This is a genomic window from Rhodothermales bacterium (assembly GCA_034439735.1).
In the GTDB taxonomy this organism is placed as follows: Bacteria; Bacteroidota; Rhodothermia; order Rhodothermales; family JAHQVL01; genus JAWKNW01.
The window spans coordinates 1-13,490 of sequence record JAWXAX010000232.1 but is presented as its reverse complement, the minus strand read 5'-3'; the positions used below and the strand labels follow the sequence as shown (position 1 = coordinate 13,490).

Genomic DNA, 13,490 nt, shown 5'->3' with positions numbered 1-13,490 from the left:
GGCAAAGGTAAAAGGTAAAAGGGCAAAGGTAAAAGGTAAAAGGGCAAAGGTAAAAGGTAAAAGGGCAAAGGTAAAAGGTAAAAGGGCAAAGGTAAAAGGGATTGATCTGACTTGTGCGCGTTGACTTCCCTTTTGCCTTTTGCCTTTTACCTTTTGCCTTTTGCCTTTTACCTTTTGCCTTTTGCCTTTTCCCTTTTACCTTTGAGGCGTTGTTCTCTTTCAACGACCTCACAGATACTATGGCGGGTTCATCGCGTGGTCGCGTGCTGGTAGCCGGCGCGTCGGGTGTTCTGGGCCGGCAGCTGGTGAGCCAGTTCAAGCGCCGGGGGTGGTGGGTGCGGACGTTGTGCCGATTGGCCGGCGCCGCGCCGGAGGGAACGGACGAGCATCGCGTGGCGGATATTCGTAATACCGAGGCCATGCGAGCCGCCTGCGACGGGGTGGACACCGTGTTTTCCACGGTTGGCGCTTCGTTATCCATGAGCCCGATGCTCTGGTCGCCGGACTTTCGCGCGATCGACTACCGCGGCAACCTCAATCTGCTCACGGCAGCAAAGGCCGCCGGCGTCACGCGGTTCGGGTACGCCTCCGTATTCCGGACGCCCGACCTGATCCATCTCAGCTACATTCGGGCGCACATCGAATTCGAGGACGCGCTCCAGGATTCCGGACTGGCGTATTCGATCCTGCAGCCGACCGGCTATTTCTCCGCGTTTTCCGTCATCCCCCGCATCGTACGCTATGGCGTGGCCCCGCTCATCGGTGACGGATCCGCCCGCACGAACCCCATCCACGAGGCCGATCTCGCCGAGGCGTGCGTGAACGCCATCGAAGCCGGCGAAGCCGTCGTCCCCATCGGCGGGCCGGACATCTTCACCCGCCAGGAGGTGTTTGATATCGCCTTCGCCGCCGCACATAAAAAGCCGCGGTACGTCAAACTGCCTCGATTCGTGATGGGCATAAACCGGCTGATGATCACACCGTTTGATCCTCGTTTGAGCCAGGTGCTGGCGTTTTTCGAACGGGTCAACACCACCGATATCGTTGCGCCTCCGTTTGGAACGCATCGGCTGCCGGCGTATCTAAAGGCAGAACTCGAGCACGCAAAAAGCTAACCCCCCATGCCCGAAGTATTTACCGCCGCCTGGGCGGCCGACTGGTGCGGCCGGCTGGAGTCGTCCGAATCCTACCATACAGCCGCCGCCTCGTGGAAAAACCCGATGGTGTTTATCCTGGAGGCCGATCGGGAGCATGGCATCCCGATGGACCGCGCCCTGTACCTCGATCTTGAGGCCGGCCGGTGCAAGGGCGTCCGCATAGCGGACGTGAGCGATGAAGCGAACGTGCCGTATGTGGTGACCGGACCGCTCGAGGCCTGGCGCGGTCTGCTCGACCGCCGCGTCGACCCCATGACCACCCTGCTCTCTGGCAAGCTGCGTCTGAAAAAAGGCAGTATGTTCTCGCTGATGCCCTACGCCAAAGCCGCCTACGCCTTGCTGGAAGCCGCGATGGCGGTCGACTCCACGTATCCCACCCCCACCTGAGCCCCTCCTCGCCCGTGACCGCGCTTCAGCCCGCCATTTTTATCACCGGCGCGGCCGCCGGCATCGGCCGGGCAACCGCGCTGCTGTTTGCTGAGAAAGGCTGGTTCGTCGGATTGTATGACATCGACGGCGCCAGCGTCAATGCACTGGCCGATGCCATGGGCCGCCACCGCTGCTCGGCCGGCGAAGCCGACGTGTGCGACGAGGCGAGTATGCAGCGGGCCGTCGCGCATTTCGGGGAGCACACCGGCGGTCGGATGAATGTGTTGTTCAACAACGCCGGCATCGTCCGTGCCGGGGCGTTTGAGTCGATACCGGCGGCCGAACAACGGCGCGTGATCGACATCAACGTGTGGGGCGTGCTCAACACTACCCTCCAGGCCCTCCCCCTGCTGAAGGCTTCGAAGCCGGCGCGGGTGATCACCATGTCGTCGGCCAGCGCCATCCACGGTCATCCCAACCTCGTCGCTTACGCCGCCTCGAAAATGGCCGTCCGCAGCATCACCCAGGGGCTCGATATCGCGCTCCGGCCCCACGGCATCGCCGTGTGCGACCTCATGCCAATATGGGTGCGGACTGGCCTCGCGGACACCGCCTCGGCGCAGTGGGCGGGGTTGAAGTCCGCCGATGTCCGGCTGACGGTGGATCGGATCGCCGGGATTGTGTGGAAAGCCGCTCGCGGTCGTCGCATTCTCTGGCGCCGGCTCCACTGGCGCATCGGCTGGAAAACCTGGTATTACCACTTCGTCTCTCGCCTGCTGCCCGAGCCGCTGGGCCGGCTGGCGGCGCATGTGATCTTGCGTGAGCGGGGATGAGTGGTGCGTTCGGCCTGTCCTTGCATTAACCCGTGTGCGTCCCCTATACTTGATCTTCCCCCTCCATCCTTCCCCGCTCACCGATGCGTACCCTCGCCCTCCGCCTGCCGGCCGTCTGCCTTGCGCTCGCGGCCCTGATCGCCTCCGCCTGCCAGCCGGCCTCGGATCCGCCACTGCCCCCAACGGCGGTTCTCTTCCTCAGCGGCCAGAACAACCACGCCTGGGAGGAGACCAACATCCTCCTGCTGGACATCCTCACCGAACCGGGCATCTTCGGCGTAGCGACCACCCTCACCCCGCCCAAAGGGAGTCCGCCAGAGGCCTGGGAGAGCTGGGACCCCGACTTTGAGGGGCACGATGTGGTCGTGTTAGATTACAACGGTGAAATGTGGCCGGACCGCGTCAAGACGGCGTTTGAGGACTACATCCGCGGCGGCGGCAACGCCCTGATGGTCCACGCCTCCAACAACCCATTCCCGGGGTGGACGGCCTATGAAGAGATGGTCGGGATGCTCTGGCGCCGGCCTGAAGACGGCACGACGGTATACCTCGATTCAACCGACGCCGTCGTTCGTGTCCCGCCAGGCGAGGGCCGGGGCGCCGGCCATGGCAAAGTGCACGATTGGCAGATCCGTGTCCGCGACACCGCGCATCCGATCATGCAGGGCCTCCCGGAAACCTGGCTCCACCCGCAAGACGAACTGTACCACGGCCAGCGCGGGCCGGCGGCCAACATGAACATCCTCGCCACCGCCTATTCGGACACCACTTGGGGCGGCACCGGCAACCACGAACTCATGATCTGGTGGATTCCCTACGGCGAGGGCAAAGTCCTCACGTTCCTTCCTGGCCACCACTGGCCCGACCAGGAGGACGAGCAGGCCTTCTACGACATCGGCTTCCGGACGGCACTCAACCGGAGTGTCGAGTGGCTGGCGACGGGGAATGTGACGATCCCCGTGCCGGCCAATTTCCCCACCGCCGACGCGATCAGCCTGAAACCCGCCCAATGACGCTTTTGACGACGGCCAGAAACGTAATACACGGGTCGTCATATACGTAGGCCACCGAGCTATCAACCCCGGTACGCCACAAACAGTTGTCATTCACGTTCGTCATCCCCCACTCGATTGGGGATCCATGCACGATAGGTTGGTTGCGTGGATCCCCGCGTTCGCGGGGACGACGAGTAGCGGTAATGGCCATCCTTAGCCCTGACGCACCCGTTCTCTGAATTCTACCTCATGAAATCTACCCTCATTATTCTTTTGCTCCTCGCACTGGCATCGCCGGCCCTGGCTCAGATGCCGCGTACGCCGTCCCCGGCCGGCGCGACCGCGTACTTCATCACCCCGGAAAACGGCGCTGAAATCAGCGGGCCCGTCACGGTCAAGTTCGGCCTCAAGGGCATGGGCATCGCGCCGGCGGGCATCGATTTCCCCGATTCGGGCCACCACCACCTGCTGATCAACGTCGATCAACTCGAATCGCTGGGCATGCCCATCCCCACAGACGACCGCCATCGTCACTTCGGGAAGGGGCAGACGGAAGTGACGCTGGAGTTGGAGCCGGGCACCTACACCCTGCAGATTGCCCTGGGCGATAAAAGCCACGTCCCGCACGACCCGCCGGTGATGTCGGAGAAGATCACGGTGACGGTGCTCAAGTGACGCTGCTCACGTGACGCCACGTTTCCTTTAAAGCCCCGCGACCCAGTGGTCTCGGGGCTTTTTTTATGGTGCGAACAGCCCTGGAAAGCCGAAATACGCATACACCACCGCGACGTGATCGGCGGCGAGAGGCGTGTACCCGGCGTCGCCGGCATACTGATCGAAGTCGGCCTCCTCCAGCGCCGGCAGCAGCGTCCGCAGCAGGGCGCCCTGGGCGGCGCGGAGGGTGAACGAGGCGGGATCGGGATGCCCCGCGCCGGCGGTACGGTAGACGATCGTTTCCTTCTCGAAGACCTGCCGATCTTCCACCCGGAAGGTGATGGGAATGACGCCGCCTTCCAGTTCGGGCCCGACCGGGCCTGGCTCGTCCGCGCAGCCGGCGGCGAGCAGGACGCAGAAAACAGCCCAGCGCATGACGAGGGCCGGGGGCCAGAAGAACGTGGCGGGGCGATGGGTCATCTTAAAAAGTGGCGTTACGCAGCGGCGGTCATAAACAGGCGAAAATACCGGTTTTCACACCGTAGAGACGCAATATATTGCGTCTCTACTCGCCGCGTGTAACGCCCGCTAGAAATTAAAATTATCCGGATCCGGACCGTAGCGGTGATGCCGATCCAGGCCGTCGATCTGGTGCATCTCGTCCGGCGTAAGCTCGAAGTCGAAGATATCGGCATTCGCCTCGATCCGGTTTTTCTTCACCGATTTTGGGATGGCCACGACGCCTTTCTGGAGGATCCAGCGGAGCGCGACCTGCGCGCCATTTTTCCCGTGCCGTTGGCCGATGGCCGCGAGGGTCGGTTCGGAGACCGCCTCGCCTTTCATGATCGGGCTCCAGGCTTCGAGGCGGATGCCGTGTTTACGGCAGAAATCCTGGAGCGCCGGCTGCTGGAGGTACGGGTGGAATTCTACCTGGTTCACCATCGGGACCACCGAGGCCCCCACCCGCAGTTCTTCCAGATGAGACACCAGGAAGTTGCTCACCCCGATGGCGCGGGCGCGCCCCTCGGCGTAGAGCGTTTCCAGCGCCCGCCAGGTGTCGCGAAATTTCCCCTTCACGGGCCAGTGGATGAGGTAAAGGTCGACATACGACATCCCGAGCCGCTCCAGGCTTTCGTCGAATGCCTTGAGGGTGGAGGCGTAGCCCTGGTCGGAGTTCCAGACCTTGGTGGTGACGAACACCTCGGTCCGTGGGACGCCGCTTCGATGGATGGCGCGTCCGACGCCGACCTCGTTCGCGTAGATGCGCGCGGTGTCGATGCTTCGGTAGCCGGCGTCGAGCGCCCACTGGATGGATTGTTCGACTTCCTCACCCTCCTGGGTGCGGAAAACGCCGAGGCCGAGCCAGGGCATGGGAACGTCGTTGGCGAGTTGGACGGTAGAGGCGATGGAATCGAGGATCATACGGGCCGTGTGGTGGGAGGAGAAAGGACGGCCGAAAATACTACATGGAGATGAGACTGTGCAGTCGGATGGGGAGCCCATCCAAAAACATTGTCCGGGCTTCGCATGGCTACGTCGCAACCGTCAATCCACCAGGTCGATCTCTCCCTTCATCAGTTTCTCCAGCCGTTCCGGAGTTCTGGGGAGATAATCCGTGAGGTTTTCGGCGCCGGTCTCGGTGACGAGGATCACATCTTCTAGAAAGACACCCAGGCCGGCGGCGTGGTTGTAGTACCAGGGTTCGATGGTGAAGACCATGCCGGCTTCGAGCGGCAAGTCGAGCCGGAACGGGTCGCCGGCGCTCATCCCGATGGCGTGGCCGAAGAAGTCGCCCACCTGCATGAACGGTTTCGCCTCCGCCGGCATGGCGTCCAGGCCGGCCTGCTGGACAGCGGCGAAGGTGGCGCCGGGTTTCACGGCCGCGATCATCGCATCCGAAACGGCGCGCTGGAGGTCGAGGGCCTTGCGCTGGGCCTCGGTGAAGGTGCCGGATACGGGCAGCGTGCGCCCCACGTCGCCCACATAATATCCCACCTCGCATCCCACGTCGAACACCACCACCTCGCCGGCCTGCAGGGCCCGGTTGCGGCGGTTGTAGTGCGCGGCGAGGATGCGCCAGGGCCACAGGGCGTTGGGGCCCGACTTCACGATGGGCGCGAAGGGCATCCGCTGGCCGCCGCCTTCCTTACAGGCCACTTCAATAACGGCCTCCATATCGCGCTCCGTCACCCCCGGCTTCACGGCCTGCGCGGCGCGGGCGATGGCGTTTCCCGTGAGCCGGGCCGCGGCGTGCATCCGGGCGATCTCCGCGGTCGACTTCACCATGCGATGCCGCGCCAGCATCGGGTAGGCATTGGCGAGCCGGGCGCCGCCAAAGGCCGTTTGCAGGTAATAGATGAGATGGTCGCCCGGCGAGAAGTGGGCGAAGTAGCCGACCTCCACGGGCTCGATGGGTCCCGGCGCGCCGGCGTTGACATAAAGCGTCCGCCCCGCGCTGGCCCAGGCGGCGAGGGTCTCCTGGAGGCGCGACAGCGGGAGGAGCATCAAGCCCGTGCGTTGCGCGAAGAGCGAGTCGCCCAGGAGCGGCCGGCGGGGAAAGTCGTTTGGACGCGCCGAGTTTTCAAATCGGGCATCCCACTCCGGCATAAAGAGCACGATCTCGCGCGCGTCCGCGTCCACCACAAGCATCGCGTTCGGGACCTCGAGTCCGGTGAGGTACATGAAGTCGTCCAACTGCCGGAAGGTCTCACCGTTGGAAGCCCCGTCGCGGGCCGGCACAAGCAGCACGCCGCCGCCGCCGGCCACCAGCTGGCGGGCGATGCCCTGGCGGCGGAGGACGTATTCATCGTCGCCGAAGGGCAGCTCCGTCCAGTCGAAAAACCGTTGCTCGGGCGCCTGGGCGCCGACGGGGGCCGGGAGGCCGGCGGTGAGCGCCAACACGGCGGCAACAACGAGGCGGGTCTGTGTGAGCCGTTTTTTGAGCATGTGGTGTGAAGGATGTAGCGACTTCGCGGCGGTGGAACCACGACGGAGCGGGTATTTTACTCCTCGATTTGCCCCTCATCGCGAAAAAGCTATATTCCGATCAGGATGCATGGCATGGTAGCCGTGTGTTGTCGCTCGATCACCCACCCTGAAGAGGTCCAATCCCCATGAAAGTCTGGCAATTTTTCCTGTTACTGGGCATCGCCGCTGTTATCAGCGTCTGGTACACGTTTAACTACGCCGTGGAATTCTCCGCGTTCGCGGTAGCGCTAGCCAAGGTATTCATCGGCATGTTCCTTTTCTACCTCTTCGACGTGTGGGCACTCAGAGACATCGAAACCATTCAAGAGCTCAAAAATGGCAACATCGCGGTCAGCATCTTCTTTCTCGCCTATGCGATTCTCGTGGCTGCTTGCGTGGCTACTGCTTAGCACCGCCGGCTGCGCCCCGAACAGGGTAAACGACCACTCCGCCGGCCGGGACCCCGACATCGCCCCCACCGACACGCTGGCGAATGTCGCCCGCGAGATCCATGTCGGGCAATCGGCCCTGAATCCGCGGCCGCTGCCGCCGGTCGCGACACGAACGATGGCCGCGCCCCAGGTCGAGGCTGAAGCCGCGCCGGAAACGCCGGCCGAGGTGGTCCCGGAAGTGCCCCCGATGCCCCCCCACCTGGAGGTGGCGCACCGGTTTATCGGGGTGACGGAGCAGCCGAAGGACTCGAACCGTGGGCCGGAAGTCGAGTCGTTCCTCGCGGCCGTCGGACTCGCGCCGAAGCAGGACGCCTCCGGAGACTGGAAGAGTTACCCCTACTGCGCCGCCTTCGTTTCGTATTGCCTGAACATCGCCGGCGACGGCGTTGCCTTCCCGACAAAGCGGACGGCCGCGGCCCGCCAGTTCATCGACGACGCCCACAGTATCGTCCTTGCCGACGACGCCGACGCCTTCGCGGTCCGGGGAGGCAGCATCCGCGCGAACGTCGTCCAGCGCGGCACCGTGCCGATTCCGCCGGGCACCATCGTCATCTGGAAGGCGAAGCGGGCCCCGGAGGATCTCCAGGGGCATGCGGGCCTGGTCGTCTCCTGGGAGGGCCAGGCCGGCGTAACCATTGAAGGCAACACCGGTGCCGGTGAGGCCGGCGACCAGCGCGAAGGGGGCGGGGTCTATCTGCGCAAGCGGATGCTCAGCCCCGGAAGCGCGTTCCGGATCGTGAGCTTCACCCCCGTAACGTATCGCTAAACGGACCGCCCGACGTACCCCGCGCCGGGCGGCACCAACATCTGTATAGTACCTCTTCCCCGGGCAATACATGCCAATCTCCTAAATTTCGGAACCTCGAACGGGGGCAGCGGCTTTTACTTGTACGCAATTCATTCATGGTGACACGGTTTTTGCTGGCGGTTCATCTCCACTGGGATGACGGTGAGTAGCGGCGAGTATATCGCCGAGTATCCCGTGACGCCGCAATCGCATTCTAGATGAGCGATCATCCGATCCTGTTTATTTCCACCGACCTGGACGGTACCCTTTTGGGCGATGAGGCGGCGGAGCGACGATTCAAGGCGACCTGGGAGACGATCGAACACGGCCGGCCGTTGCTCTGCTTCAATACCGGCCGCATGCAGGAGGATGTCGATGACCTGATCGAGCGGGGTCGCCTCCCGGCGCCGGACTATGTCATCAGCGGCGTGGGAACCAGCGTATTCGACCATCGGGAGCGCCGCGTCCTCAAGGCGTTCACCGAATTGTTGGACGAAGGGTGGCAGATCGAGGAGGTCGAGTCCGTCGTCACCGGGTTTCCGGCCGGCATCGTCCGACAACCCGAGCACTACCAGCATGCGTACAAGTCGAGCTGGTTTTTCCCCGACGCCGGTGCCGACCAGATCCGCGTTATCGAGCAGGCGCTGGAAGCGCGAGGTCTGGACGTCCACGTCATCTATTCGAATGCGCTGCATCTGGACGTGTTGCCCAAGTGGGCAAACAAGGGCAATGCCCTGCGCTGGCTGCTCCGGCGCCTAGGGATACCAGAACACCAGACGCTCGTCGCCGGCGACAGCGGCAACGACAGCGCGATGTTCACCCTGCAGGGCGTTCGCGGCATCATCGTGGGGAATGCCCAGCCGGAGCTGCTCGCCATCTCCCGGACCGCAACCATCTTTGAAGCGCCGGCGCGGGAGGTGTGCGCCCATGCCGTGCTGGCCGGCATGCATCATTTTCAACTCGTCGACCCCCGCATACCAGACAATCGGCCACCGGAACAGACCGCTCTATACGCCGCCATCAATATCTCCGCGGAGAATACGACTGCCAGGCTCAACGAGGACCAGGTGGCGCTCGTGCGCACGGGGTACCACAAAGCCATCGAAGCACTACAGAAAAACATCAGCCCCTACGGGTTTACGGCCTGTTCGCTGGCGGACAACGAGGTGTCCGGGACGGATGTCAATTACCGCAGCGTCTGGGCACGCGACAGCGCGCTGGCCCTGATCGGCTCGCTTTCGCTGAGCCGGGATTGGGAGGATATCCACCAGTGCCAGCGTCAGACCCTCATCACCCTGCTTGAGAATGTCTCCCCGAACGGACAGGTGCCGGCGAACGTCCGCATCGACGACCAGCGGCCCGAATACTCCGGCGTCGGAGGCATCGCGTCGATCGATAGCGGCCTGTGGGTGATCATCGCATTTTATGCCTACCTGGCTCAGACACGCGACTACGACTTTCTCCGCCGCTACTACCCGAAGCTCCAGCAGGCGATGGACTGGCTTGCCGCTCACGACAGCAACAACGACGCACTGCTGGAAATCCCCGAGGCCGGCGACTGGACGGATCTCTTCGGCCGCAGTTATAACGTTCTCTACGACGAGGTGCTTTGGTATCGGTGCACCATCTGCTTCGGCCGGCTGCTGCAGATGCTCGGCCACGAACAAAAGGCCGGCGACTATCTGCGCTGGGCGAGCACGATCAAGCGGGAGATCCTGCTCAACTTCTGGCCGACAACGCAGCAGCCCCTCACCTCCGGCATCACCTTCGCCGAACGACAATTCTCCATCGGCGACGTGCGCTACCTCCTCGCCGAAATCACGCCGTTCAACTTCAGCTGGCGGTGCGACACCTTTGGGAATATCCTCGCCTTCCTCTACGATGTGATAGATATAAAACGAGCGGGGCAGACCTTCAATTTTATGTGGGGCGCCGGCGTCAACGAGCCTTTCCCCATCACCAATCTGTACCCCTGCGTGATGGGCGGTGACTCGGACTGGCGTCCGTATTATGCCGTCAATCTCCTCAATCTTCCACAGCATTATCACAACGGCGGCATCTGGCCGTTCATCGGCGGCCACTGGGTTCGCTACATCAACAAACTCGGAATGCGGGAATTGGCGCTACACGAGCTGGTCCGCCTCACCGAACTCAATCAGAAGGGCATCGCGAACGAGTGGGAATTCAACGAATGGGCGCACGGGCGCACGGGCCGGCCGATGGGGAAAGCCTATCAAGCGTGGTCGGCCTCCGAGTACATCCGCGCCTGCCGCGATCTGCACGTCGTGACCTGATCCTCCTATCACACGCTTCCAATACTGTTGCTCCTATGAACGCACGCCCCAGTATCCTTGTCATTTCCGTTCACGGGTATGTCTCCGCCGAACCCGAACTGGGCAAACCCGATACCGGCGGACAGGTCGTTTTTGTATTGGAGATGGCCCGACGATTCAGCCAACTCGGACGCACCGTCCACCTCCTCACCCGCCGCTTCGAGGATCAACCGGAATTCGACGACATCAACAAGCACCTCCGCGTCTGGCGGGTGCCGTTCGGGGGCTCCGAGTTCATCCCCAAAGAGCGGATGCACGACCATCTGGGCGACTTCGTCACGAACACGCTGTCCACCATTCGGGAGCGCGGGTATCGGTACGACATCGTGTATTCTCACTACTGGGATGCCGGCTGGGCCGGCCAGAAGATTGCCGAGGAGCTTGAAATCCCGCACATCCACACCCCCCACTCGCTTGGCTGGTGGAAAGAGCGCAACATGGGCGAGAGCATGGATGCGGAGCAGATGGAGAAGACGTACCGCTTCAAACAGCGCATCCGCAAGGAATTCCTCACCTACCAGCAATGTGATCACGTGATCGCCACGACCGAGCAGCAGGCCGAGCTGCTCCGCGAGCAATACGACCTGCTCGACCACCGGATCACTACCATCCCACCCGGCATGGATGAAGACCGGTTCTCCCCCGTCCGCCAGGCCGACCTCAGCGCCCTCCGCTCCCGCTACGATCTCCGCGAACACGACATCCTCACGCTGGGCCGCATGGCGCACAACAAGGGGTACGACCTGCTCATGGACGCCCTGCCCACCCTGTTCGAACTGGCGCCCCAGGCCCGGCTGATCGCGGCCGTCGGGAGTGACGATTCCGCGCAGGACGACGCCGGCATCGCGACGCTGCGCGCCAAAGCCGAGGCGATGGGCGTCGCGGACCGCATTGTGTGGCCGAAGTACATCGCCGATACGGACCTCGCCAACTACTTCCGGGCGGCCGGCGTCTTCTCGTTGTCCTCGCGGTATGAACCTTTCGGGATGGTGGCCATCGAAGCGATGGCCTGCGGCACGCCGGCCGTCATCACGGTCCATGGCGGCCTGTTCGAACTTATCCAGTTCGGCCTCCATGCCCTCTACGCGGATCCCAACCGGCCCATCGAGTTCGGGGCCATGCTGGCGCTCCCCCTGCTCCACCCCAAACTCGCCCACCGACTCTCGGTCGAAGGCGCCCGCTTCGCCCGCAAGAACTTCGGGTGGACGGGCATCGCGAAGAAAACGCTGGGCATCTTCGATACCGTACAGCAAACGAGGGCCGGCGAGATGGTGGGGTGAACCCCCGCCGTCACACCACCTCCGGCACGACGTACGGCGCGCGGTAGGCGCGGGTGCGCATCCCATCCGCCTCAGCGTCGTTGACAAACCGCTCAGAGGCTCCGTCGAAGCGCAGTTCGCGGCCGAGTCGGTAGGCAATATTGGCCAGGTGCGGCAGGCAGGTGGACAGGTGGCCGGCGTCTATGTCGCACGTGAGGTCACTCTTTTTCCCCGAACGGACCGCAGCGACGAAGTTGGCGTAGTGCCCGCCCCCGCCTGGAGCGGCGAGATAGCCGAGGGCTTCGCCGGCCTGTTCCGCCGGCGCGTCGGCCGAACTCGGCCCGGCATCTCCCCGCCGGCCGAGGTAGGTCTTCCAGGTGCCGCCGTCCAGCTCCATCCAGCCTTCAGTCCCGTAAAATACATTGCCAATCTGTACACCCAGGCTATCCTCCCCACCCGTGTAAAGGCCGCGGGTTTCGAACTGGAGCAACTTGCCGTCGGCGTATTCGAACGTGGCCGTCTGTGTGTTGGCCGTTTCCTGCGAGCACTCGTGCGGACCGTATTTAAAGAACCCACCCATGGACTGGACGCGGACGGGATGTTCGTCCTTGCCGAGGCCCCACCGCGCGATGTCGAACTGGTGCGGTCCCTGGTTGCCGATATCGCCGTTGCCGGTGTCCCAGTGCCAGTGCCAGTTGTAGTGACCCTTTTTTTCGTTGTAGGGGCGCCATTCGGCCGGCCCGAGCCAGAGGTCGTAGTGCAGCCCCGCCGGCGGCTTGCTGTCGGGCGAGAGGCCGAAGGAGTCGCGGGGCTTGAAGCAGAGGCCGCGGGCCATGTAGATATCCCCGATGACCCCTTCGTGGAGCAGTTGCATGGCGCGGCGGACGCTGGGGATCGATCGATTCTGGAAGCCCACCTGCACGATGCGGTCATACTTCCGCGCCGCCTCGATCATCTTTCGGCCCTCGAAGATGTTGTGCGACGAGGGCTTCTCGACATACACGTGTTTGCCCGCCTGGAGGGCCCAGATCGTGGCGAGCGCGTGCCAATGGTTGGGTGTCGCGATGGACACCGCGTCGATAGACGGGTCGTCGAATACCCGACGCATGTCAACCTCCGTCGCCGGCGCCGCCCCTTGCAGCTCCGTCACCGCCAAAACGCGCTCGGCGAACAGCGTCTCGTCGACATCGCAGATCGTGGCCAGTTGGACATTATCCGTCTCCCCCATGCTCGCCCAGCGCCGCAGGTGCCCGAACCCCTGCCCGCGAACCCCAATGGTGGCCACACGGAGCCGGTCGTTCGCCCCGAGGATGGAGGCATAACTGCGCGCCGTCATTCCCACGGCGCCAAGAGTGAGGCCCGCCGCGCCGGCGGCCAGTTTCTTGAGGGTATCTCTACGAGAAGCGTTCATGGTAGATTTCGGTTTGTGGGAGATGGACCAAGAACGGTATGGGTAGTGCAAAGTGCAAAATGAAAAGTGAAAAGTGGCTTCTGGCGTTGCGCTTTGCCCCTACCGTGTTGCATTTTGCCCATCACCGATCCCATTTTTCATTTTTCACTTTGCATTTTGCCCTGCTCATGAGCCACCTCGACCGCCGTCAGTTTCTCAAGCTTTCCGCCGGCGCCATCGCCCTCCCCTCCATCATCCCCGCCTCGGCCCTGGGGCGCGCCGGCCGGCCGGCGC

Annotated in this window: 13 protein-coding genes; 9 read left to right on the top strand and 4 right to left on the bottom strand. The window is 63.3% G+C overall.

All coding sequences use genetic code 11. From position 1 onward, the window contains the following. Positions 1-239: 239 nt before the first annotated feature. The 5 genes from SH809_16875 to SH809_16855 all read left to right on the top strand — a co-directional run bounded on the left by SH809_16875 (position 240) and on the right by SH809_16855 (position 4,029). Complete coding sequence (locus tag SH809_16875; GenBank protein MDZ4701389.1) at positions 240-1,115, top strand: SDR family oxidoreductase; 876 nt, start codon at positions 240-242, stop codon at positions 1,113-1,115. Between the two features lie 6 nt (positions 1,116-1,121). After that, positions 1,122-1,544, top strand: coding sequence for an SCP2 sterol-binding domain-containing protein (locus tag SH809_16870; protein MDZ4701388.1), 423 nt, complete (start codon positions 1,122-1,124; stop codon positions 1,542-1,544). Positions 1,545-1,558: 14 nt separating this feature from the next. After that, entirely contained in the window at positions 1,559-2,359 is an 801-nt protein-coding gene (locus tag SH809_16865) for an SDR family oxidoreductase (protein MDZ4701387.1), read from the top strand. Positions 2,360-2,442: 83 nt separating this feature from the next. Continuing rightward, positions 2,443-3,372, top strand: coding sequence for a ThuA domain-containing protein (locus SH809_16860; GenBank protein ID MDZ4701386.1), 930 nt, complete (start codon positions 2,443-2,445; stop codon positions 3,370-3,372). A 231-nt stretch (positions 3,373-3,603) separates the two neighbouring features. Continuing rightward, complete coding sequence (locus tag SH809_16855) at positions 3,604-4,029, top strand: DUF4399 domain-containing protein (GenBank protein MDZ4701385.1); 426 nt, start codon at positions 3,604-3,606, stop codon at positions 4,027-4,029. A 63-nt stretch (positions 4,030-4,092) separates the two neighbouring features. On the opposite strand, the gene SH809_16850 is transcribed toward SH809_16855, so the two are convergent. From SH809_16850 to SH809_16840, 3 genes are all read right to left on the bottom strand, one after another. After that, on the bottom strand, positions 4,093-4,488 hold the full coding sequence (locus tag SH809_16850; GenBank protein MDZ4701384.1) for a hypothetical protein: 396 nt from the start codon (positions 4,486-4,488) through the stop codon (positions 4,093-4,095). Between the two features lie 108 nt (positions 4,489-4,596). Beyond that, positions 4,597-5,430: an aldo/keto reductase gene (locus SH809_16845; GenBank protein ID MDZ4701383.1), complete on the bottom strand. Its 834-nt coding sequence runs from the start codon at positions 5,428-5,430 to the stop codon at positions 4,597-4,599. Positions 5,431-5,553: 123 nt separating this feature from the next. Continuing rightward, positions 5,554-6,954 (bottom strand): Xaa-Pro peptidase family protein, encoded by a 1,401-nt coding sequence (locus SH809_16840; GenBank protein MDZ4701382.1) that lies wholly within the window; start codon positions 6,952-6,954, stop codon positions 5,554-5,556. A 167-nt stretch (positions 6,955-7,121) separates the two neighbouring features. Here SH809_16840 and SH809_16835 point away from each other — a divergent pair, with 167 nt between their 5' ends. The 4 genes from SH809_16835 to SH809_16820 all read left to right on the top strand — a co-directional run bounded on the left by SH809_16835 (position 7,122) and on the right by SH809_16820 (position 11,827). Next, on the top strand, positions 7,122-7,385 hold the full coding sequence (locus SH809_16835; GenBank protein ID MDZ4701381.1) for a hypothetical protein: 264 nt from the start codon (positions 7,122-7,124) through the stop codon (positions 7,383-7,385). Further along, on the top strand, positions 7,348-8,193 hold the full coding sequence (locus tag SH809_16830; GenBank protein ID MDZ4701380.1) for a CHAP domain-containing protein: 846 nt from the start codon (positions 7,348-7,350) through the stop codon (positions 8,191-8,193). Before SH809_16835 ends, SH809_16830 begins: the two co-directional genes overlap by 38 nt. Positions 8,194-8,432: 239 nt before the next feature. Further along, a complete protein-coding gene (locus SH809_16825; GenBank protein ID MDZ4701379.1) occupies positions 8,433-10,508 on the top strand; it encodes an HAD-IIB family hydrolase in 2,076 nt (691 codons plus the stop codon). Positions 10,509-10,543: 35 nt separating this feature from the next. Then, on the top strand, positions 10,544-11,827 hold the full coding sequence (locus SH809_16820) for a glycosyltransferase (GenBank protein MDZ4701378.1): 1,284 nt from the start codon (positions 10,544-10,546) through the stop codon (positions 11,825-11,827). A gap of 10 nt (positions 11,828-11,837) precedes the next feature. On the opposite strand, the gene SH809_16815 is transcribed toward SH809_16820, so the two are convergent. Continuing rightward, positions 11,838-13,217 carry a Gfo/Idh/MocA family oxidoreductase gene (locus tag SH809_16815; GenBank protein ID MDZ4701377.1) on the bottom strand — a complete coding sequence of 460 codons (1,380 nt, stop codon included), beginning with the start codon at positions 13,215-13,217 and terminating at the stop codon, positions 11,838-11,840. Positions 13,218-13,490 lie beyond the last annotated feature (273 nt).

What these genes read in the sequence shown, in the direction of transcription:
- SH809_16870 (MDZ4701388.1), top strand. Translation starts at nt 1,122, where the DNA reads ATGCCCGAAGTATTTACCGCCGCCTGGGCGGCCGACTGGTGCGGCCGG.
- SH809_16835 (MDZ4701381.1), top strand. Translation starts at nt 7,122, where the DNA reads ATGAAAGTCTGGCAATTTTTCCTGTTACTGGGCATCGCCGCTGTTATC.
- SH809_16815 (MDZ4701377.1), bottom strand. Translation starts at nt 13,217, where the DNA reads ATGAACGCTTCTCGTAGAGATACCCTCAAGAAACTGGCCGCCGGCGCG.
- SH809_16850 (MDZ4701384.1), bottom strand. Translation starts at nt 4,488, where the DNA reads ATGACCCATCGCCCCGCCACGTTCTTCTGGCCCCCGGCCCTCGTCATG.
- SH809_16825 (MDZ4701379.1), top strand. Translation starts at nt 8,433, where the DNA reads ATGAGCGATCATCCGATCCTGTTTATTTCCACCGACCTGGACGGTACC.
- SH809_16855 (MDZ4701385.1), top strand. Translation starts at nt 3,604, where the DNA reads ATGAAATCTACCCTCATTATTCTTTTGCTCCTCGCACTGGCATCGCCG.
- SH809_16830 (MDZ4701380.1), top strand. Translation starts at nt 7,348, where the DNA reads ATGCGATTCTCGTGGCTGCTTGCGTGGCTACTGCTTAGCACCGCCGGC.
- SH809_16840 (MDZ4701382.1), bottom strand. Translation starts at nt 6,954, where the DNA reads ATGCTCAAAAAACGGCTCACACAGACCCGCCTCGTTGTTGCCGCCGTG.
- SH809_16860 (MDZ4701386.1), top strand. Translation starts at nt 2,443, where the DNA reads ATGCGTACCCTCGCCCTCCGCCTGCCGGCCGTCTGCCTTGCGCTCGCG.
- SH809_16820 (MDZ4701378.1), top strand. Translation starts at nt 10,544, where the DNA reads ATGAACGCACGCCCCAGTATCCTTGTCATTTCCGTTCACGGGTATGTC.
- SH809_16875 (MDZ4701389.1), top strand. Translation starts at nt 240, where the DNA reads ATGGCGGGTTCATCGCGTGGTCGCGTGCTGGTAGCCGGCGCGTCGGGT.
- SH809_16845 (MDZ4701383.1), bottom strand. Translation starts at nt 5,430, where the DNA reads ATGATCCTCGATTCCATCGCCTCTACCGTCCAACTCGCCAACGACGTT.